The 21,405-nt window shown below is 45.8% G+C and carries 19 protein-coding genes; 8 read left to right on the top strand and 11 right to left on the bottom strand.

The genetic code is table 11. The annotated features are described in order from the left end of the window. Positions 1 to 20: 20 nt before the first annotated feature. A complete protein-coding gene (locus ABZR88_RS00705; RefSeq protein ID WP_107829306.1) occupies positions 21 to 404 on the bottom strand; it encodes a DUF423 domain-containing protein in 384 nt (127 codons plus the stop codon). Between the two features lie 87 nt (positions 405 to 491). On the opposite strand from ABZR88_RS00705, the gene ABZR88_RS00700 reads away from it, so the two are divergent. Further along, positions 492 to 2,081, top strand: coding sequence for a hypothetical protein (locus tag ABZR88_RS00700; protein WP_107829307.1), 1,590 nt, complete (start codon positions 492 to 494; stop codon positions 2,079 to 2,081). Between the two features lie 150 nt (positions 2,082 to 2,231). Further along, positions 2,232 to 3,671 (top strand): DUF5723 family protein, encoded by a 1,440-nt coding sequence (locus tag ABZR88_RS00695; RefSeq protein WP_107829308.1) that lies wholly within the window; start codon positions 2,232 to 2,234, stop codon positions 3,669 to 3,671. Here ABZR88_RS00695 and tsaB read toward each other — a convergent pair. The 5 genes from tsaB to ABZR88_RS00670 all read right to left on the bottom strand — a co-directional run bounded on the left by tsaB (position 3,668) and on the right by ABZR88_RS00670 (position 6,168). Continuing rightward, entirely contained in the window at positions 3,668 to 4,357 is a 690-nt protein-coding gene (gene tsaB, locus ABZR88_RS00690) for a tRNA (adenosine(37)-N6)-threonylcarbamoyltransferase complex dimerization subunit type 1 TsaB (protein WP_107829309.1), read from the bottom strand. The genes ABZR88_RS00695 and tsaB overlap by 4 nt on opposite strands. A 92-nt stretch (positions 4,358 to 4,449) precedes the next feature. Next, positions 4,450 to 4,692: a membrane protein insertion efficiency factor YidD gene (gene yidD, locus ABZR88_RS00685; RefSeq protein WP_107829310.1), complete on the bottom strand. Its 243-nt coding sequence runs from the start codon at positions 4,690 to 4,692 to the stop codon at positions 4,450 to 4,452. After that, positions 4,689 to 5,072, bottom strand: a complete 384-nt coding sequence (locus ABZR88_RS00680) for a ribonuclease P protein component (protein WP_107829311.1) — start codon at positions 5,070 to 5,072, stop codon at positions 4,689 to 4,691. The genes yidD and ABZR88_RS00680 overlap by 4 nt, the downstream gene beginning before the upstream one ends. Before the next feature lie 74 nt (positions 5,073 to 5,146). Next, the gene (rpmH, locus tag ABZR88_RS00675; RefSeq protein WP_107829312.1) at positions 5,147 to 5,305 is read right to left on the bottom strand and encodes a 50S ribosomal protein L34; all 159 of its coding nucleotides are present in this window, start codon (positions 5,303 to 5,305) and stop codon (positions 5,147 to 5,149) included. Positions 5,306 to 5,493: 188 nt separating this feature from the next. Then, positions 5,494 to 6,168, bottom strand: coding sequence for a DUF2625 domain-containing protein (locus ABZR88_RS00670; RefSeq protein WP_107829430.1), 675 nt, complete (start codon positions 6,166 to 6,168; stop codon positions 5,494 to 5,496). Positions 6,169 to 6,385: 217 nt separating this feature from the next. Here ABZR88_RS00670 and ABZR88_RS00665 point away from each other — a divergent pair, with 217 nt between their 5' ends. Continuing rightward, positions 6,386 to 6,685, top strand: coding sequence for a septum formation initiator family protein (locus tag ABZR88_RS00665; protein ID WP_107829432.1), 300 nt, complete (start codon positions 6,386 to 6,388; stop codon positions 6,683 to 6,685). A 153-nt stretch (positions 6,686 to 6,838) separates the two neighbouring features. Here ABZR88_RS00665 and ABZR88_RS00660 read toward each other — a convergent pair whose 3' ends face one another. Then, positions 6,839 to 8,008 carry an amidohydrolase family protein gene (locus ABZR88_RS00660; RefSeq protein WP_107829314.1) on the bottom strand — a complete coding sequence of 390 codons (1,170 nt, stop codon included), beginning with the start codon at positions 8,006 to 8,008 and terminating at the stop codon, positions 6,839 to 6,841. 174 nt (positions 8,009 to 8,182) lie between these two features. On the opposite strand from ABZR88_RS00660, the gene rlmN reads away from it, so the two are divergent. Beyond that, complete coding sequence (rlmN, locus tag ABZR88_RS00655) at positions 8,183 to 9,235, top strand: 23S rRNA (adenine(2503)-C(2))-methyltransferase RlmN (RefSeq protein ID WP_107829315.1); 1,053 nt, start codon at positions 8,183 to 8,185, stop codon at positions 9,233 to 9,235. Positions 9,236 to 9,471: 236 nt separating this feature from the next. Then, a complete protein-coding gene (locus ABZR88_RS00650) occupies positions 9,472 to 10,170 on the top strand; it encodes a ComF family protein (protein WP_107829316.1) in 699 nt (232 codons plus the stop codon). 350 nt (positions 10,171 to 10,520) lie between these two features. Here the strand turns inward: ABZR88_RS00650 and ABZR88_RS00645 are convergent, their stop codons facing one another. The 3 genes from ABZR88_RS00645 to ABZR88_RS00635 all read right to left on the bottom strand — a co-directional run bounded on the left by ABZR88_RS00645 (position 10,521) and on the right by ABZR88_RS00635 (position 16,086). Beyond that, on the bottom strand, positions 10,521 to 13,640 hold the full coding sequence (locus tag ABZR88_RS00645; RefSeq protein ID WP_107829317.1) for a PAS domain-containing protein: 3,120 nt from the start codon (positions 13,638 to 13,640) through the stop codon (positions 10,521 to 10,523). A 5-nt stretch (positions 13,641 to 13,645) separates the two neighbouring features. Next, positions 13,646 to 14,917: a serine hydroxymethyltransferase gene (gene glyA / locus ABZR88_RS00640; protein WP_107829318.1), complete on the bottom strand. Its 1,272-nt coding sequence runs from the start codon at positions 14,915 to 14,917 to the stop codon at positions 13,646 to 13,648. Positions 14,918 to 15,345: 428 nt separating this feature from the next. Next, positions 15,346 to 16,086 carry a ScpA family protein gene (locus ABZR88_RS00635; protein ID WP_107829319.1) on the bottom strand — a complete coding sequence of 247 codons (741 nt, stop codon included), beginning with the start codon at positions 16,084 to 16,086 and terminating at the stop codon, positions 15,346 to 15,348. A 102-nt stretch (positions 16,087 to 16,188) separates the two neighbouring features. Here ABZR88_RS00635 and ABZR88_RS00630 point away from each other — a divergent pair, with 102 nt between their 5' ends. From ABZR88_RS00630 to ABZR88_RS00620, 3 genes are all read left to right on the top strand, one after another. Next, entirely contained in the window at positions 16,189 to 16,605 is a 417-nt protein-coding gene (locus ABZR88_RS00630) for a hypothetical protein (protein WP_107829320.1), read from the top strand. A gap of 97 nt (positions 16,606 to 16,702) precedes the next feature. Beyond that, positions 16,703 to 18,631 (top strand): 1-deoxy-D-xylulose-5-phosphate synthase, encoded by a 1,929-nt coding sequence (gene dxs, locus ABZR88_RS00625; RefSeq protein ID WP_107829321.1) that lies wholly within the window; start codon positions 16,703 to 16,705, stop codon positions 18,629 to 18,631. 295 nt (positions 18,632 to 18,926) lie between these two features. Further along, positions 18,927 to 19,223 (top strand): GIY-YIG nuclease family protein, encoded by a 297-nt coding sequence (locus tag ABZR88_RS00620; RefSeq protein WP_107829323.1) that lies wholly within the window; start codon positions 18,927 to 18,929, stop codon positions 19,221 to 19,223. A 271-nt stretch (positions 19,224 to 19,494) separates the two neighbouring features. On the opposite strand, the gene dnaK is transcribed toward ABZR88_RS00620, so the two are convergent. Beyond that, complete coding sequence (gene dnaK, locus ABZR88_RS00615; RefSeq protein WP_107829324.1) at positions 19,495 to 21,405, bottom strand: molecular chaperone DnaK; 1,911 nt, start codon at positions 21,403 to 21,405, stop codon at positions 19,495 to 19,497.

Genomic DNA, 21,405 nt, shown 5'->3' with positions numbered 1-21,405 from the left:
TACGCCCAAAAGCGTTTTATTTACTTAGCTTTCAACACAGCAACCGCCAGCCAACCCCAGCCCACAATAAAAAAGAAACCGCCAAGCGGGGTTACCGGACCAAGCTTTACCAATCCCGGTGCTTTTAACACATCGCGACAAGACAACAGATACAACGAGCCCGAAAAGCAGATAATACCCAGCAAAAAGAAAATGAACGGCCAGGTTACCTCTTTGCCATCACGTGCGTATATAGCCAAAAACAATATGGCAAAAACATGGTAAAAATGGTATTGAACGGCAGTGCGCCAGGCTTCCAGGTGCTCGGGCGATAACACTTTTTTTAAAGCGTGTGCGCCAAAGGCACCGGCAACAACGGCCAGCATACCCAAAATTGCGGCGGTAACGGTAATCTGTTTATTCATGTGCAGGTATAAAAAGCTAAAGTACCAATTGCAAGTATTACTTTAACCATAGCCGTTAAAAATCTACCTTTGAATGATAACTCAAGAATGAAGAGATTAATAGCCGGAACCATCATTTTGCTGGCCATTGTGGTGGCCATTACCGTTGCTTATTTTAAACAATTGAACGCCAATGGCGGCACTACCGGTCAGCTGATGCAGGCCATCCCCAACACTGCCGCGCTGGTTTTTGAGTTTGATAACGATAAGGGTTTTTATGATCTGTTTGCCGATAATCCGGTGTTTGATGCCGTGGTAGGCAAGTCAAAGATCCAAAGCCTCAACGCGCTATGCAATAATGTGCTGCAATACCCTTCACTCAAGCCTTTTTTTGATCAGCAGCACGTCTTTCTATCCGTGCACGGACAAAAGGGCGATAGCGTAAACTTCTTGATTACCGTTGCTGCTAAGCACACTCCCCAAGGCGACCTTAGTGACCTGCTGACAGGATTAAATAACCGAACGCTCAGCACCAAAAAATCCACCGAAAACGGGGTTGATTTTTACGACATCTATCTCATCAGCCTAAAAAAACATTTTTACGTGGCCGATGCCGGGCAGCATATTCTCTCGGGCAGCTTCTCAAAAGAGCTGGCACAACAAAGCGCCGCCTGGAAGCCCCAGAAAGGCAGCCAGGATTTTGTGCTGATTCCCGACAGGCAGAACCACAACTCGCTGGCCAACCTTTATGTAAACTATGCGCAGCTCACCCCATTGTTTGACCAGTTATTTGATGAACCCAACACCGGTATTTTCAGAAGTTTTAGAATGATGCCGGCCATGGCAACGCTAACGCTCAATTATAAAACCGATGCGCTGATGTTTAACGGCTATAGCAACCTGGCGCCCAATGCCAGCAGTTACCTCACCCTGTTTAAAGACCAGCAACCGGTAGACACCCATCTGGCAGATGTATATCCGTCTACCACGGCATACGCCACTGCCTTCGCCGTTTCAAACCCCAAACATTTTATTGGCAGCCTCACAGATTTTCAGCAGAAAGCAGGCATTGGGCAGGAAGAGGACGACGCCTACACCAAAATAAAAAACGAAACCGGCGTGCAGATCAACACCGAGTTCCACGCGCTGATGGGCAATGAATTTGGCGTTGTGGTGACCCGCTATGATGAACGCTATGGTATCATTATGATGAAAGACGGCTCGGCCCTGCGCCCGCTACTGGTAAATGTGAGTAACATGGTAACGGATGATATCGGCCAGTTTAAATACGAGAAACTGCCATTTTATTTACTAGGTGATGCTTTTAGCCTGCTGAAGAAACCATACTTCATGATTCTGAATAACTATCTCATTCTGGCCAATAGCGAGAAAGAACTGCATAGTTATAAAGACAGCTATGAGAATCAGAAACTGATTACTAAAACGCAGGCCTATAACGAGTTTGACAGCCACCTGCCTGAGCGCAGCAATGTAGCCTTCTTTCTACAGTTTAAAAATATGTTCCCCATCCTTAAGCGCGATTTGAAGCCCGCGTTTAAAGATGACGTTGATCCTGACAAAAAGAAATGGGGACAATTTTACGGGCTCTCTTATCAATTTAGTGCAACAGAGGGTAACTTTTACACCAACTTTTATATGCGCCTAAACAAAGTTGATACCACCGGCAATGATAACTAAACATTTTGTTGCATGGTCATAACACTTGGCAGTATTATTGCGTTAAAAGTAGAGCAATTTAATGTTAGGATACATTACGTTACATCAGCCTTAAATAATATATTTAAGCGTTATCACACTTACTATCAAATACCGGATTAAAAGAGCGGGATGAAGAAATTTATACTTGTTTTACTACTACTAACCATCGGCGCCCGTCTTTTTGCACAGCAGTATTCGCAATTTAATACGGGCTCGTTATACGATTCGTTCGAAAACCCGGCCCAAAGGGCTTTTATACCAGATTCTAGCCGCAAAGCTGCTTTCAATCTTTTTTTACCTACGTTCCAAACCAATGTTACCCTTACCGGCAATGTACAAACAGCGCTGAGAAGTCGTGCCTTTCTAGGCCATTATGACGAAGGCAGCATGAAACCGACGCAAAATAGCTACAACCGCATGTATGCATACTCTAATGCCTACTCTGTAATGTTTAAGCTATACACCAGTTTAGATGGCAACCAGGAGCTTGGCTTTTTTGCACAAAGCCGTGGCGAAGGCCGGGGGATATTTAAAGACGATATTGTGCAGATCATGGATGACTACACCGTGTACAAGGGTACCGATTATAACGGTTTGCTCAACTCCAGCTTTAGCTACCAGGCTTATCACCAAATAGGTTTTACCTACCGCGAGGATGTCACCAAAACTTTTGCACTGGGTTTTAAAGTAGCCGGCTTGTTGGGTATAGCATACACGCAGGCCAACATCCTCAACTCACATGTAACCTTTGACAAATCCAGCGATCAGGCCTTTATCAGCATGGCGGGCTATTATCGCAACAGCTTTGAGCCGGGCACATTTACAGAGCATGATATATTGCCTACATTTAAAAACCCTGGCGCATCCATTACTATTGGTGCCACTTACCACACGCCAAGCGCAGTAAATTTACAATGGAGTATTAAAGATCTGGGCTTTATACACTGGAATGCCAAATCGCAAGTGGGACATGTAGATAATACCGGCGTGGTAAGCGAGCTTTCAGGACCAAACCGCGAGGACAATTTTTACAATACTGCCAATTCTTTATTACAACAGGGTGTTGGCCGCGGCTCATTCACCACATCAACCGATGCTAAGGCAGAGTTCAGCGCGTCTAAAAGCTATTGGCCATCTTATGATAAACAGTTTAAGATTACGCCAAACATTATCCTGTCAAAAAGTTTAAACTATAATGATTTTACCGGCGTGCTTGTTAACCACTTCCAATACCGCAAGTTCATTGGCACCATTAGCGCTTCTTATAACGATTTGAAATTGTTTAACCTAGGTGGACAGCTGATGATTAAATCGCCCAACGCCGAATTCTTTATCGGCAGCGAGCGGATGCTGGGAACAGCCAGCACATTACGTGGCCTTATTAACCAAAATCAGGGACAGATTGATAAAATGAGCAATTCAACCACTGCCGACTTCTTCTTGGGTTTCTCGCTCAAATTTGGCGGCATAATAGAGCACCCTATGAACGCCAGCCACATCCCAATGGGCGAGCAGGGCTTTTTGGGTCGCCTGTGGTCGCGCTTCTTTAAGTCTAATAGAAGTTATTAAGGTTGCTTTTTGCCGGCAATAAAATCCTTGAGGTAAAAAGGCTCAAAGTAAGCCACATCCTCAAAACTTTTGTTGTTTAACTTCTGTAGCGCCCGCTTGGAAAGATGAGCGGCAGAGTTAACAAAATCGTCTACAAAAATTGCGTTAGGGTGAGTAATGGCTTCCCGGCATTTGGCAGCACCATCGCCAAAAAATACAATCTGCTGTTGCTCCAGCAAATCTGCAAAACTATCACCATCAATAATCTCGGCCGCAGTAGCTTTTACCCGCTCGCCAGATGCATTAAACACAGCGGTATAAACCTCCATGCGGCGGGCATCAATCATTGGGCAGAAAAGTGTGCCGGCAGCAATACTATCGCCCGACTGGGCAATCATGCCATCGGTCATCGCTTCCAGCGTTTCTACAGCAATTAATGACTTATCCAGCGCATAGCATAATCCTTTGGCGGTAGATACGCCAATACGCAAACCGGTATATGATCCCGGACCACTACTCACAGCCACTGCATCCAGCTGCGCATAGGTAAAGCCGGCAGCTTTTAACACTTCCTCAATAAACAAGGTGATTACTTCGGCATGGACGTTACGCTCGTTCAGCTCTTTCAGCGCAATTACATTTCCGTTTTGCGATAAGGCTACGGAGCACGATGCGGTAGCGGTTTCTATTTGCAGTATCAGGCTCATTATATTTCGGATATCGGATGTTCAATTTTGGATTTATAAAGCAGAGATATACTCACGGCTGATAAAATCAAAACTTTGCTGGGCCGCATAATTCAGGGCACAGGATCATGCCCGTGGCCGCCCCAGGGGTTGCAGCGCGCAATGCGTTTCAAAGTTAACCATCCGCCTTTAAAGGCACCATATTTTTTTATGGCTTCAACGCCATATTGCGAGCAAGAAGGCGTGTAGCGACACGATACCCCTAACAAAGGCGACAGGAAATACTGGTATATTTTTATCAGCAGCAAAAAGATAGCGCCAATCAGGCTTTTCAATATTTGCAGCAGCCATTTCATTGTTTGGCCACTTGCTCGTTAAGCTGATTGAGCATCTTGATCATTTTAGTCTCTATAAAGGCATAAGCTTCTACCTGTTTGCCTACGTAGCCAACAGACAGAATCAGGCTCTTACCCTGAGCCGTTAAATGATCATAAAGGTGTTGTTGTTTGTGCAGGCGGTATGCCTCGCGCAGGCGGCGCTTGATGAGATTGCGAATAACAGCTCGTTTAAAGCGCTTTTTGCCCACAGAAAAAACTATCTGCGCAGGCACAGCACCGGCAGTAACTAACTGCCACGAGACTTTGTAGGGATAGCATAAAAAAGAAGAACCGTTATGAAAAAGCCCATCAATGAGCCTCTTATTACATAACCGTTCTTCTTTTTTGAAAGTATACATATTGCCTGATGTGACCGGAAGCTACAGCAACCGGACCAAAACTAAACCCCGTTTACCGGAGCCGGCAACCGGTATTATGCTTTGTGACGACGCTCGTCTGATACTGTTAATTTTTTTCTGCCTTTAGCTCTTCTTGCGGCTAAAACTCTTCTGCCGTTGGCAGAGGCCATACGCTCACGGAAACCGTGCTTATTTCTTCTTTTACGCTGAGATGGCTGAAACGTTCTTTTCATGACTATATTATTGTATTCGTTCCCTTTAAAAACAGGAGTGCAAATGTAGTGGTTTTATTTATAAGTGTCAATTTTTTTTTGAGAATTAATAATTTTCTTGTGAGAGGGCCGGGTGATATTGTAGAACAGATTTGTTTACTACCGGGTTTTGCGATGAGCTGCTCACCACAACGAACAGGAAGCAACATCTATCTTATTCCCATCTGCTTTCGGCTATCTGCAGTAAAAGTAAATATCTCCTCTACCGGCACCGGCTTCCGACTGTCCTTTTCAATATCTTTGCCTTCAGATGTCCATAAATACGGATAAAAACTAAACGCCTGATCGCTTTTCAACTGTATCAGATCATTTTGCCAGCTTTTCCATCGTATGGTTTTATAAAATGCCTGCAGGTTTCCGCTAAAGCAAAACATCAGGAAATCGGAATAAGAAAGGCCAAGCGACTCCCACTCCAGCGTATCTGGCGCCAGGTAATAGACTTTGCCGGCATCAGCACCCAATCCCCCACCGTTTATAGCAAAAAAGCCCCCAACGGCATCGTCTGCTATTAGCCAGTATGGCGAGACATCGCCCCATTCTTTGATGGTTTTTCCTTTATTCCAATAGGGTAGCGAACGATTAAGCCCTGAACTGCCCGAGCCCAGTATCCTGATCCAGCCGCCATCAATCAGCAAGCCGCCAGTTTCATAAACAATTGCCCCCATTGGCGACCGTGTGGTAACTTGTGTTTTCAGCAAAGCATCATCTGCTTTAGCGGTATCACGTGGTAAAACCTGTACTTTATTTTTTGCGCTGTCAATCCAACCTTTAACCAATGGCCACGCCGGGTCTTCAATGTTAATCAATTCTGCTAATGGTCTCATTTTATTTTGGGCCATGCACGGTATTGTAACGCACAATAACAGATACAGCGACAAGATCAGGTTTTTCATTATTCAAAAGTAAACTTAACCACTCAACTAATCAACCAATTAACCAATCAACACCACAAAGCCGCACCATGTTGAAAAGTTAATAACCATATTTGCATCCGTAAAATCTGTTAACTAAATTTAGATGAATTTTAACCGGTTATTAAATATGCAGCGCCTCATTGGGCTTTTTAAGAATAAATACTTCCTCATCAGCGCAACTTTTCTGGTGTGGATGATCTTTTTTGACCGCAATGACCTGTTCTCTCAATACCAGTACCGCCAGCAATTGAGTAAACTGGAGCAGGAGCGCGATTTTTACCAGAAAGAAACTACAGACGTTACTACCGAACTGAACGAACTCAGCTCAAGCAAAGAAGAACTCGAAAAATTTGCCCGCGAAAAATACCTCATGAAAAAACCAAATGAGGATGTGTTTTTGGTGGTGAGAGAGAAGAAAGCGCCGTGATTTCGGATTTCGAGTTTTCAATTTCGGATTTAGTGATTAAAAATAAATAAAGCCGTTCTGAAACAGAGCGGCTTTATTATTTCAATTACTTACTAAATCCGAAATGGAACATCCGAAATCCGAAATAGGTCCCCCCTTCAGGGGGTTAGGGGGCTACACCAGCCTCTTTACCTGCGAGTTACCCGTCAGGCGCAGGCCATCCAGTCCGGTAATCAGGTTTAATCCAGGGGTTTTGCCGGCTTGTATACTTCCGTACTTGTTGTCGATACCCAAAAACTGAGCACCATTCAGCGTCCCCCATTCCAGCAGGCGGCTCAGGTCTAGCTTAGGAAAATTGCTTTGCAGCACCAGCATTTCATCCAGTATAGACAGCGTGTGGTTTGAGGCCAGGCTGTCGGTCCCCAGCGTAATATTAAAACCCTGATCGGCAAACAAGTCTACTTTTGGCAGCTTGCCTTCTATATACAGGTTGGCATTGGGGCAAAAGCACCAGTTAATTTTACGGTCGAAGCGTTTGATGAAGTAAATATCTTTCAGATTAGTGCAGGTGTTATGCACTAATAAGACGGGCTGTTTATTAGAGAGCAAGGGCAACACACTCTGGATAGAGTTGCGGGCCTGCGGTTTAAAAAAGTCGATATTAATACCAAAGTGCTCATAGAGCGATACAAACTCACCCAGCTTATAGCGGAAAAACTTGTTCTCGTCGTCGCATTCCTGGTTATGCATACTGATGAGGTTAGGGTGCTGATCGGTATAATTTTTGATCATCCTGAACAGCTCTTTCGACACCGAATATGGCGCATGTGGCGTAATTGAGGCCGGGAGCGGTCTAAAATATTCCACAATCTCCAGCGCGCTTTGAAAAGCGGCATCGGCACGGGCGGGGGTAAAGCTAAAGACCTCTACAAACGTATGATAGTATAACTTGCTCTGGGCTTTAATGGGCGCGGTAATGGTGCTATTAGAAATATCGCCAACAGCAACTATGCCTTGCTGATACATGGCAGCATCGGCAGCAGCGGCGGCGGCCTCAATTTCCCGGGGCTCGCTGTTGCGCAGGGCTTGCAGATTTTTAATAAAATTAACCAGCCCGGTGCCCCTCTCTACCTTACCCTGCATGTGCGAGAGTTCGAGGTGGCAATGGGTGTTCACAAATCCGGGACAAATGATGCCATGCAGGTGCTCTGCATTAGGATTGTGGTGGTCTGAAGGTTGGTCGCTGATGGCGACAATTTTACCGAAGTCATCAACGGTAACTATTCCATTTTTAACAGGATCGGCACAAACAGGGAAAACGTAATCGGCTCTAAAACTTTTCATTTAAAATAAAACTTGGCACACCTTAACAGAAACACCTCAAATTTCGCACCCATCCGATGAAATATTTTAACTTCAATGATAGCTACAATTAACCTTTGATTGTTGTTTTTTAATTTTACAATCAAAAAACCATTCTCAAAAAATGATTTTTAAAATATTGAGTACCTTTGTATTGTGAATAATACAGTAGGTAAAACAGATATCCGCAGCTTGAGCTTAGATGCGCTGCAACAACAGTTTGTTGCCATGGGCGAGAAAGCCTTTCGTGCTAAGCAGGTTTACGAGTGGCTTTGGAAAAAATCATGCATTTCTTTCGATGAGATGAGCAATATTTCTAAAGAACTTCGGACTAAACTTTATGAAACTTTTACCATCAATAACGTAAAAATTCATAACTCTCAGTTTAGTGCTGATAAAACTATAAAAAATTCTTTTATTTTACACGATAGCCATCTGATTGAGGGTGTTTTAATTCCCACACCCGAGCGTATGACGGCTTGCGTGTCTTCTCAAGTGGGCTGCAGCCTTACCTGCAAATTTTGTGCAACGGGCTATATGGAGCGCAAACGCAACTTAAATCCCGATGAAATTTATGACCAGGTAGTGCTGATCAATCAGCAGGCTGTGGAAAACTATGGTATCCCGCTCAGTAACATCGTTTACATGGGCATGGGCGAGCCGCTGCTCAACTACGCCAATATGATGAAGTCTATCGAAAAAATCACTTCAGAAGAAGGCCTGAACATGGCGCCGAAGCGCATCACGGTTTCAACCGCCGGCATTGCCAAAATGATTCGGAAACTGGGTGATGATAACGTAAAGTTTAACCTGGCGCTTTCATTACATGCGGCTAACGACCAGAAGCGGAACACCATTATGCCTATCAATGAGCAAAACACGCTCAAAGCCCTGGCCGACGCGCTGAAATATTACTACGCCAAAACCAAAAACCCGGTAACCTACGAGTATATTGTTTTTAATGACTTTAATGACAACATACAGGATGCCATGGAGCTGGCCCGCTTCTGTAAACACCTGCCCTGCAAGGTGAATATTATTGAGTACAACCCCATCTCCTTCGCCAGCTTTATTAATGCCGAAGAGGATAAGATTGAGGCCTTTGCTGCTTACCTGCGCAAGCAAAATATCATCACCAACGTGCGCCGCAGCCGTGGCAAGGATATTGATGCCGCGTGCGGGCAGTTAGCTATTAAAGAGCAGGCGTAGACCTCTCCCCCCGCCCTCTCCGAGGGAGAGGGGGCTGAAAATCACGCAGGAAACATAAGGGCATTATAAGATATTTTCGTAGAGCCACATATTTGTGGCTCCTGCTTTTTGGCCCCCTTACAATCATTTAAAAACATTGTCATTGCGAACAGTGCCGCGGGAGCGGATCTAGCACGAAGCCCCCTCTTGTTCCTCGCAATGACAAAAAGACAATTATAAAACCCTATCTTCCTACTGTGAAAACCTTACGCAGTTACCTGGCCGATTTTGTATCGCTGCTCTTTCCTGACCTTTGCAGGGCTTGCGGCACGTCACTGGTAACCGGCGAGCATTTGATCTGTACCGATTGCAGGTACCATCTCCCCTACACCAATTTCCATTTACAGGCTGATAATTTGGTAGCCAAACAATTCTGGGGCAAACTCCCGGTAGAGGCCGCTTACTCCATGCTTTACTTTACCAAAGGCGGCAAGGTGCAGCAACTGATGCATCAACTGAAATATAAAAATCAACCACAGGTAGGCAACTTGCTGGGGAGCCTGGCATCGATTCAACTACAAGCATCAGCAACATTTGGGCAAATTGATTTGATTATCCCGGTACCTCTACATAAAAGCCGGCTGCGAAAACGCGGCTATAACCAGAGCACACATTTTGCGGAAGGATTGACAGAAAAGTTATTGGCCCGGGTTGTTACCGATAACCTCATCCGTGTTAAGGCAACCAAAACACAAACCAAAAAATCGCGTGCAGAACGTGCAGAAAACATGCAATCTGTCTTCACCATAAAAAATCCGGATCAGTTGATTGACAAAAATATTTTATTGGTAGATGATATTATGACCACTGGGGCCACACTGGAGGCTTGCGGAGCGGTGTTATTGCAGGTACCGGGGGTTAAATTATTTATTGCGACGATTGCGTATACAGAATAACAACAAGATCCTATCCAATTGTCATTCCGAACGAACTCGGGTTGGCTTGAGCGTTGGGGTGAGGAGGAATCTTAGACGATGAACAAGCCTCCTGCTAACCATTCCATTTATCTAACAAACGTCTAAGATTTTCACTTCGTTCAACCGAAACGATTTTTTCGCTATCGCTCAAGAGAATAGTTCTCCCGTCGGTCGATATGACATCCGGAAAACCATCGGTTAACTTTTATCAAAAAATTAATAGAAAATATAAAACCTTTTAGACCCCTGCGCGTATAAGTAAATGGAGCGTTTAATTATAATTGGTTAAGGCAGGGGTTATGTAACAATATCCTGCCTTTTTTTGTGCCTTATTGCTGCTGGTAGCGGGCCAGTTTATCGTAAAGGGTTTTCGGGTTGAAGGGTTTTAGCACATAATCGTTCATTCCGGCGCCGCCAATCTCATTCATCTGATTATTGAGCATAGATGCAGTAAGGGCAATGATAGGTAACTGCTGAAAATAAGACTCTGGCATAGCACGCAGCACCCGTGTGGCCTCCAATCCGCCCATAACAGGCATGTGGATATCCATCAGCACCACATCATAGTTTTGTTTAGCTTTAATCATATCAACAGCCTCTGCGCCATTTTCGGCAAAATCGGCATCGGCGCCCCATTTCTTCAATACTTTATTGATGAGCAACCGGTTGATCTGGTTATCGTCAACCACCAGTATGTTTATCTTTAATCCTGCTTCCACTAATTTTTGAGTACTGCTTAAATTGTCTAATGGCTTGCTAAATGAGATGGTGAACCAAAAAGTAGATCCGTGCCCAACAACACTATCCACATTTATCCGCGAGTCATGCAAAGTTACTAATCGTTTGCTTATTGCCAAACCAAGTCCCGTTCCGCCATATTTGCGGGTAGTATCGGTTTCGGCCTGCTTCCACAACTCAAATATGGTATTTACCTTTTCCGGCGCAATGCCAATGCCGGTATCGGCCACTCCAAATCTTATACGTACAACGTCGGTATTTTGTTCAATTACTTTTAAATCAATGCTTACGCCGCCCTGCCCGGTAAATTTAATGGCGTTACCCACCAGGTTAAGCAAAATCTGCACCAGGCGGGTGCTATCGCCTAAAATCAATGGCGGAACGGCCTCATCTATATTACATTTTACATAGATATTTTTTTCCTGAGCCTTAAAGCGCATAGAGGCGGCAACGCTTTGCACCAACTCGCGCAGATCAACCTTGGCTTTTTCCAACTGGATGTTACCGGTCTCAATCTTGGTAAAATCAAGCACGTCGTTAATCAGCATCATCAGGTTCTCTGCCGAGAATTTCAGCACACTCAAATTCTCCTGCTGCGATGGCAGCGGATTATCTTCCAGCAACAAACGCGACATGCCGATCACTGCATTTAGCGGCGTACGGATCTCATGACTCATTACCGAGATAAACATCTCTTTGGCTCTGCCCAACTGCAATGCTTCTTCTTTTGCGGCAATCAGCTCCAGCTCGGCCTTCTTTTTGGCGGTAATGTCAATAATTACTTCAATATATTTCTCTACCTGGCCGTCGCCACCCAAAATCACGGAGTTGATAACCGAGATCCACAAGGGCTGGCCATCCTTACGGTAAACCAGCACATCTACTTCGAATGATTGTTTATTGCGCGATAGCTCACGGGCTTTCTCTATGAGGCTTACGTCTGTTAGTTCACCTTTAATAACGTCGCCCAGATGCTGGTGCCGCACTTCGTCAATCGTATAACCGGTAATGTCATGGAAGGCATCGTTTACCCATTCCACATTGCCATCGGCATCGTTAATTACTACACCGCTGGTAGTGCTGCTGGCCACAAGCGAGAGCATTTTGAGCTGTTGTTCTGCCTGCTTACGCTGGGTAACATCAGTCATCACTCCTACCTGTCGGTCAGCCTGCCCGTCTTCGTTTAATATCGGACTGTTTGACATTGACGCCCAGAACGGCGTACCATCTTTACGGTAGATCTTCATTTCCAGCTCATAAGACTGGTTGTTCTTTACCGCCTCTACCGCCTTGGCAAACAGTTCATGGTTACTTTCTTCGCCAATTAATTTGGCACCGAAGGTTTTACCCTTCATCTCCTTTAACGTATAGCCGGTTATTTTCTCAAAACTTTCGTTCATCCACAACACGCGGGCCTCGCGGTCGCGAATCATAATGCCTCCCGGCGATTTTCGGGCAGCAAACGTGAGGATATTCAGCTCCTGCTCGGCTTGCTTGCGCGCGGTGATATCGCTGAGTACTTTGATATATTTCTCTACATTGCCCGCCTCATCAAACACCACAGAACTGGTGACTGATACCCAAAGCGGGCGACCATCTTTATGGTTAACATGCAGTTCTATATCAAATGGCTTTTGCGAGCGCACCAGATCGTCCGTTTTCTGGCGGAACAGATTATTATGATAGTCGCCCTGTAACAACTCCTGGAATTGCTTACCACGAATATCATCAATTGTATAACCGGTAAGGCGGGTAAACGCATCGTTAATCCAAATGGCCTGGTTATCCGCATTCATAATGGCAACACCATTGCTAATCTTGCTGGCCACGGTAGAAAGCTCCTGCAAATTGGCCAGGATCTGTTTTTGGTAAGTGATATCTCTGCCGCTAACGTACCATTTGCCGTTTTTACATGACACACACCAATCAATCCACTTTGCTTCGTCGGCACCTGTTTTTATACGGGTTTCCAGCTCGAAGCTTTTTCTTGAATCAAAATGCCGCCTGAATATGCGGAGATCATCACTATCAAATGCCAGGAAGTTCCAGAGAGGCTTGCCAATCACCTCATCCAGCGTATGCTCTAAAATGCTGCTGAAGGCCTCATTGGCTATATCAACATCGGTATTGGCATTAACAATGCAATGAATATCGGGCGAATTATTAAACAGGTTAAAAAACTCCTGATGGCGCAGAACGGTTAGCTCCAGTTCGGCCTTTTGCTTACGAAGGGTGAGGTGGGAAATAACTTCTACCGAGAGCGTCCGCAAGGCATCGCGCTGCTCTTCGGTAAGTTTCCGGGGCTTATTATCAATTACGCAGAGCGAACCCAATCGGTAGCCGCTCTCATCAATCAGCGGAGCACCTGCATAAAAGCGGATGCCGTCTATCGGGGTAACATAATCGCTATTGGCAAATTTGGCATCCTCGCGGGTGTCTGGCACCTCCAGGATCACGTCATCTAAAATAGTGTAACGGCAAAATGCCTCGGCACGGGGAGTTTCGGTGATATCAAACCCTATTCTTGACTTGAGCCATTGCCTGTCGCTATCAATCAGGGTAATAGCAGCCATGGGCACCTGGCAAATGTATGATGCCAATCTGGTGATGGCATCATACACTGCTTCTGGTGCAGTATCTAAGATATCGTATGATCTTAGTGCTTCAAGTCGTTGTTGCTCATTTGCAGGAATAGGGGAATGCTCTGCCACTTATATTACTTATACAGCGGAAACTTCTCTGTTAACGCGTGTACATGTTTACGTACTTTCTTAAGCGATTGTTCTGATTCTGGGTTAGTTATCACCTGGTCAATCAGGTCAACAATCTCTTCCATTTGTTTCTCTTTCATACCACGGCTGGTAACAGCAGCAGTACCTACACGGATACCCGAAGTTACAAACGGTGATTTATCATCAAACGGAACCATGTTTTTGTTTACAGTGATATCGGCATTTACCAGTGCCTGCTCAGCAGCTTTACCGGTGATACCTTTGTTACGCAGGTCAATCAGCATCAGGTGGTTGTCTGTACCGCCAGAAATAATATCATAACCTTTGGCAACCAACGCTTTAGCCATAGCCTGGGCATTTTGTTTTACCTGCAATACATATTTCATATAGCTATCGCTCAATGCCTCGCCATAAGCAACGGCTTTAGCAGCGATGATGTGCTCCAGCGGGCCACCTTGTGTACCTGGGAAAACAGCCATATCCAACAGGTTAGACATCATTCTAACTTCGCCTTTTGGTGTTTTTAAACCCCATGGGTTTTCAAAATCTTTCCCCATCATAATCATACCGCCACGTGGACCGCGCAGGGTTTTGTGGGTAGTGGTAGTAACGATGTGGCAATGTGGCAGCGGATCGGTCAGTAAACCGCGGGCAATCAGGCCGGCCGGGTGAGAAATATCAGCCAGTACCAGCGCACCAATCTCGTCAGCCACGCTGCGGATGAAAGCATAATCCCAATCGCGCGAGTAAGCCGAAGCACCGCAGATGATCATTTTTGGTTTTTCTTTCAGCGCAACTTCTTTCAGTTGATCGTAATCGATATAACCGGTTTCTTTTTTTACACCGTAAAAGAAAGGCTTGTAAATTTTACCAGAGTAGTTAACCGGCGAACCGTGGGTAAGGTGACCGCCGTGAGAAAGATCGAAACCTAATATTTTATCGCCAGGTTGCAGACAAGCCAGCATTACTGCGGCATTAGCCTGTGCGCCAGAGTGCGGCTGCACGTTTACCCATGCGGCATTGAAAAGTTGTTTTGCACGATCTATAGCGATGGTCTCAATCTCGTCTACAATCTGGCAACCGCCATAATAGCGTTTGCCTGGTAAGCCTTCGGCATATTTGTTGGTGGCAACCGAACCAGCTGCTTCCATCACCTGTTTGCTCACAAAATTCTCAGACGCAATGAGTTCCAGACCTTCTTCCTGGCGGTCCTGCTCGTCGGCTAACAAATCAAATATCAGTTTATCTCTTTTCATCCCGCGAATTTAGGATTTAGATTTGAGATGTGGGATATGAGATTTGAGATTAGTGGTTTATAGTGAGCCTTTTGCAAGCTATAGCAGACTGCTTGCAATGCGAGGCTATTTGCCGGACGCGGGCGTTTATTCACTAAGAGTTGGCACAACTCTGTATCCACAGTATGGCATTCTGATGATTACTCCTCAAACCAAATATGATTTTAAAGTAAAGAAACTGTAATTTTTACGGCGGCCAGAGGCCGCGGGATAGCGTGCCACTCGGCTGGAGCCGAGCGACTGCGGGTTTAACAAACAAGAAAAGCGGCAAAGGCCGCTTTTCTTGTTTGTTTTGATTTCTTGCCATCGCTCGCGTCTTCGCGAGTGATGACTATCCCGCGGCCTCTGGCCGCCGTCAAAAATCAAATTATCCAGGCAACGGGCAACTCTTACTTCACTTCCACCCAAAAGTTATTAAAGCCCAATCCAATCTGAATATTCAATAACTCCTGCTGTAACATTTCCAGCATGGCCAGGAAGTTGTAGACAAAGTGCACCTTATTTTCAGAATTACTCACAAACGCCCGGAAATCCAGTCGGCTGTTGATGCTCAGCAACTCGTTGATTACTTTCTTTTGCTTTTCTATGGTGTAAGGGTATTGCACCACGGTGTGGGTCACCTCTTCGCTGCGGCTCATCCAGCGGCGGTTCAGGCGCTCGTAAACCGTCATCAAGCGGTACAGGGTTAATGAGGAGAGCTCTTCGCCCGGGGTGGTAACACGTTCCACCTGCTCTACATCAAATTTGATGTTACCGCGTTTCTCCTGCTTCATGCGCTCTTCTTCCATTGGGCGCAATTCTTCGCAGATCAGTTTGAAACGTTTGTATTCTACCAGTTTACGAATCAGCTCTTCTTTCGGGTCAATCTCGTTGCCCTGCTCGTCTACCTCGTGCCGCGGCAGCAGCATTTTGGCCTTGATGCGCATCAGGGTGGCAGCCACAAAGATAAATTCGCTGGCAATCTCCATGTTCAGGCTGTTCATCTGGTGGATGAAGTCCAAGAAGTCGTTAGTAATACTGGTGATGGAAATATCCTGAATATCCAGCTCATCCCGTTCTATGAAGAACAGGAGCAGGTCAAACGGACCTTCAAACTGCGGGATCTTTATTTCGAAACTTTCCTCGGTCATAATAAAGGCGTCAAAGATAGGTATTTTGTTGATAGTGACTGCCCTGCAGACTTGACGAATCCAATTAAGTAATTTAGCTTTAAATCGCTTAAACCCTACATCATGTCAAAGCCTATATTGATTTTATTTTTAGTTGTCCTTTTTTCGGGCAGAACCTATGCATTGGCGGATGCTGATGACTCTGTAACTGTGCGCGTGTACAATGCAAGCCGACACTATATTAAAAAGTACACCATCTCCATCGACACCAAAGAATACACGTTTACTGACATCGAAAAGCATAATCATTCAGACTATCGAAAGGTACCTTACCTATGGCCATTTAACACGGCCGATGCAACTATTATACGCAAACGTTTTTTACAATCTGATACCCGGATGCAACTGATCCAAATGGCCATTGATCATGTTGGCGAACAGAAAATTACACATGGCGCTTATACCATTATCATAAATACGAAGTTTAAAAAAGGCAAACTTTTGATAAATACAGCTATCAAGCCCGAGCAGGATAACTAATGCGGCCCAACTTACCGGTCTATCGATCTATTAAAAATTTGCTTTTTTTGATATTATTTCCCGTAATTTGTAACTCAATACATTGTTACGAAACTAGATGCAGGTACCCGCTGGCAAACTTTTACAAAACATCAACCAACCTTCTGATTTAAAACAGCTTAGCGAGGACGATCTTGAGCAGGTATGCCAGGAGCTGCGCCAATATATTATTGACGTGGTATCTGTTAACGGCGGTCACTTTGCAGCCAGCCTTGGCGTGGTAGAATTGACCGTTGCGCTGCATTATATTTTGAATACGCCGTATGATCAATTGGTGTGGGACGTAGGTCACCAGGCTTATGGTCATAAAATACTAACCGGCCGCCGCGATGTATTTCATACCAACCGCGTTTACCATGGCATCAGCGGTTTCCCCAAACGTTCTGAAAGCGAGTATGACACTTTTGGTGTAGGCCACTCGTCAACCTCTATTTCTGCGGCGTTGGGTATGGCCGTGGCATCGCACTATAAAGGCGAGACTGACCGTCAGCACGTTGCTGTAATTGGCGATGGTGCGATGACCGGCGGTATGGCTTTTGAAGCGTTGAACCACGCTGGTATTGAAAGCTCTAACCTGCTGGTTATTCTGAACGACAACTGCATGTCTATTGACCCGAACGTTGGCGCACTGAAAGAATACCTGGCAGATATTACCACCTCAAAATCATACAACCGCTTCCGCGATGATATTGCGTACGTGCTCAACAAGCTTTCGTCTGTCGGTCCTGATGCATTTAAGTATGCCAAGAAGATAGAGAAAAGCATTAAAGGCACCATTCTGAAACAAAGCAATTTCTTTGAAGCGCTGAAATTCAGATATTTTGGTCCGATTGATGGGCACGACGTAAAACACTTGGCGAAAGTGCTGCGCGATCTGCGTGATATTCCTGGTCCGAAGCTGCTGCACTGCGTCACCGTTAAAGGTAAGGGTTATGCACTGGCCGAGAAAGACCAAACCAAATGGCATGCTCCCGGCTTGTTTGACAAGATTACCGGCGAGATCAAGAAAACATACTACGAGAAACCCCAGCCGCCTAAATACCAGGATGTGTTTGGGCATACCATTATAGAACTAGCCGAGCAAAACCCTAAAATTATGGGTATCACGCCGGCCATGCCGTCAGGCAGTTCTATGAACCTGATGATGAAGGCTATGCCTAACCGCGCATTTGACGTGGGTATTGCCGAACAGCACGCCGTTACCTTCTCTGCCGGCCTGGCCACGCAGGGCATGGTGCCGTTCTGTAACATCTACTCCAGCTTTATGCAAAGGGCGTATGATCAGGTGATTCATGACGTAGCCATTCAGAAACTCAACGTGGTGTTCTGCCTGGATCGTGCCGGTTTGGTAGGCGCTGACGGTGGCACCCACCACGGTGCGTATGATCTGGCGTTTATGCGCTGCATCCCTAACCTCACGGTATCATCACCGATGAACGAGGAAGAGCTGCGTAATCTGATGTATACCGCTCAGTTGGAGAATGCCGGTCCGTTTGTGATCCGTTACCCACGCGGCAGTGGCGTGATGGTTGACTGGAAGCGTCCGTTCAAAGAAATTCCGGTTGGCAAAGGCCGCAAGATTTGTGATGGCGAGGAAATAGCCATCCTGACTATCGGTCCGATAGGTAACGAGGCCGCTAAAGCGATTACCCAATTAAATGCCGAAGGGTTTTACCCGGCACACTATGATATCCGCTTCGTAAAACCTTTAGACGAAACATTGCTGCACGAAGTGTTCCAGAAATACAGCAAAGTCATCACGATTGAAGACGGCTGTATTGAAGGTGGCATGGGCACCGCCATCCTTGAGTTTATGGCCGACAATAACTACAGCGCCCGCATAGTACGTTTAGGAATCCCAGACCATGTAATAGAGCACGGCGAGCAACCTGAGCTTTGGGCAGAGTGCGGTTTTGATGCCGCCGGCATCGTCCACCAGGTAAAGGCTATGGATGTGAAGCCGAGTGCGCATATTATTGCGTCATGAACTAGGATTTAACAAATTTTTAGGATTTACAGGAGCTACATGTGCCTCTACAATAGTGGGGAAGATGCCTTCCTGAGCATCGTCGAAGAGCGCGTGAAGGCCTAAACAGTTTACACCAATCATCTCAACATCTGCGCGCCATGTGTCATCCTGAGCCTGTCGAAGGGCGCGTGAAGGCCTTACCAGTCTATACCAGCCACTCAGCATCCGCGCGTCGGGTGTCATCCTGAGCTTGTCGAAGGGTGCGCGAGGGCCTAACTACACTGCTAAATATTTCTCATATATTTAGCCCACCATGAACCAATATTTCGTTTATATTCTTTTATGTAGTGATAACTCATATTACACCGGAGTTACGAATGACATGGAAAGAAGACTAATCGAACATCAGGAAGGCGAAAATACTACCTGCTACACCTACCAAAGAAGACCGATTAAACTTATGTTCTCTGCTGAATTTAATAGCATTGACCAAGCCATCGCTTTTGAGAAGCAGGTAAAAGGCTGGAGCAGAAAAAAGAAAGAAGCTATTATTAATGATAATTGGGATTTGCTGCCTGAGTTATCTCGTAGTAAAAGCTTTGCAAAATAGGCCCTCGCGCGCCCTTCGACAAGCTCAGGATGACACCTGGCGCTTCAATCGAAACTAAAAAGGGAGGATGTCATGGAGCCCCGCCGAAACACATGCAGTGAACTTATACAATATGCTTTGCAAGAGCATCTGGGCTTTCGCGCACCCTTCGACAAGCTCAGGATGACACCCGGAACGCGTTGTTTAAGAAAAGTAGGAATCCCCAACCAATAACAAAAAAACGCCCGTCAGCTTTGCAGCTAACGGGCGTTCAACTTATATATCGAGTTGGTTATTTTACCTCTTCGTAGTCAACATCGGTTACAGAATCTGCACCACCGTTGCTCTGGGCATTGCCACCAGCCTGACCGGCATCGGCACCCGGAGCCTGACCGGCATCGCCGGCAGCTTTGTACATATCTTCTGATGCTGCAGTCCAGGCTGTGTTCAGCTCGTTTTGTGCAGCCTCAATGTCGGCTAAATTTTTAGAAGCGTAAGCAGCTTTCAGTTTTTCCAAACCGCTCTCAATCGGTGCTTTTTTATCAGCAGGGATCTTGTCGCCATACTCTTTCAGCTGTTTCTCGGTGCTGAAGATCAGGGCATCGGCGCCGTTCAGTTTTTCAACCTCTTCTTTAGCCTGACGGTCTGCCTCAGCGTTAGCTTCAGCTTCGTCTTTCATTTTCTTGATCTCGGCATCGGTTAAGCCAGAAGAAGCCTCGATACGAATCTTCTGCTCTTTACCTGTCGCTTTATCTTTAGCAGATACGTGCAGGATACCGTTTGCGTCGATATCGAAAGTTACCTCGATCTGTGGCACACCACGTGGTGCTGGCGGAATACCATCCAGGTGGAAACGGCCGATAGTGCGGTTTTGTGCCGCCATTGGGCGCTCGCCTTGCAGAATGTGGATCTCTACCGATGGCTGGCTATCAGATGCAGTAGAGAAGGTTTCTGACTTCTTGGTTGGGATAGTAGTGTTGGCCTCGATCAGTTTGGTCATTACACCGCCCATGGTTTCGATACCTAATGACAGTGGAGTAACGTCTAACAGCAACACGTCTTTCACGTCACCTGTTAACACACCACCTTGAATAGCAGCACCAATAGCTACTACCTCATCTGGGTTAACCCCTTTTGAAGGTGCTTTGCCAAAGAATTTCTGAACCGCTTCCTGAATTGCAGGGATACGGGTTGAACCACCTACCAGGATGATCTCGTCAATCTCAGAAGTGCTGAAACCAGCATTTTTCAAAGCTTTTTGACAAGGCTCGATGGTACGTTTGATCAGGCTGTCTGCCAGTTGCTCAAATTTGGCACGGGTTAAGCTTTTTACCAAGTGTTTCGGCATACCGTCAACAGCGGTGATGTATGGCAGGTTAATCTCGCTCTGAGTAGTGCTTGAAAGCTCAATTTTAGCTTTCTCAGCAGCTTCTTTCAAACGTTGCAGTGCCATTGGGTCCTTACGCAGATCCAGGCCTTCTTCGCTCTTAAACTCATCTGCTAACCAGTCAATGATCACCTGGTCAAAGTCGTCACCACCTAAGTGAGTATCACCATCGGTAGATTTTACTTCGAACACGCCGTCACCCAGCTCCAGTACAGATACGTCATGAGTACCGCCACCACAGTCAAACACTACAATTTTCATGTCTTTGTGGGCTTTGTCCAGGCCGTAGGCCAGGGCAGCAGCAGTAGGCTCATTGATGATACGTTTAACGTTCAAACCAGCAATCTCACCGGCTTCTTTAGTAGCCTGACGCTGTGCATCGTTAAAGTATGCAGGTACGGTAATAACCGCTTCGGTCACTTCCTGACCTAAGAAATCTTCAGCAGTTTTCTTCATTTTCTGAAGAATCATAGCAGAAATCTCTTGCGGAGTATATTTACGGTCGCCAATTTCTACACGTGGTGTATTGTTGTCGCCTTTTACCACTTTATAAGGTACACGCTCGGCTTCTCTCGTCACCTCGCTGAATTGGTTACCTATAAAGCGTTTAATTGAATAGATGGTTTTGGTTGGATTAGTGATAGACTGGCGTTTTGCAGGGTCACCTACTTTACGCTCGCCATTGTCTACAAACGCTACTACAGACGGGGTGGTACGTTTACCTTCGCTGTTTGCGATAACAACAGGCTCATTACCCTCCATTACCGCCACGCAGGAGTTTGTTGTTCCTAAGTCGATTCCAATGATTTTAGACAT

The organism is Mucilaginibacter yixingensis, assembly GCF_041080815.1.
Taxonomy (GTDB): Bacteria; Bacteroidota; Bacteroidia; order Sphingobacteriales; family Sphingobacteriaceae; genus Mucilaginibacter; species Mucilaginibacter yixingensis.
Note: the sequence above shows the minus strand (reverse complement) of the source record. Positions and strands in the feature narration are given on the sequence as shown.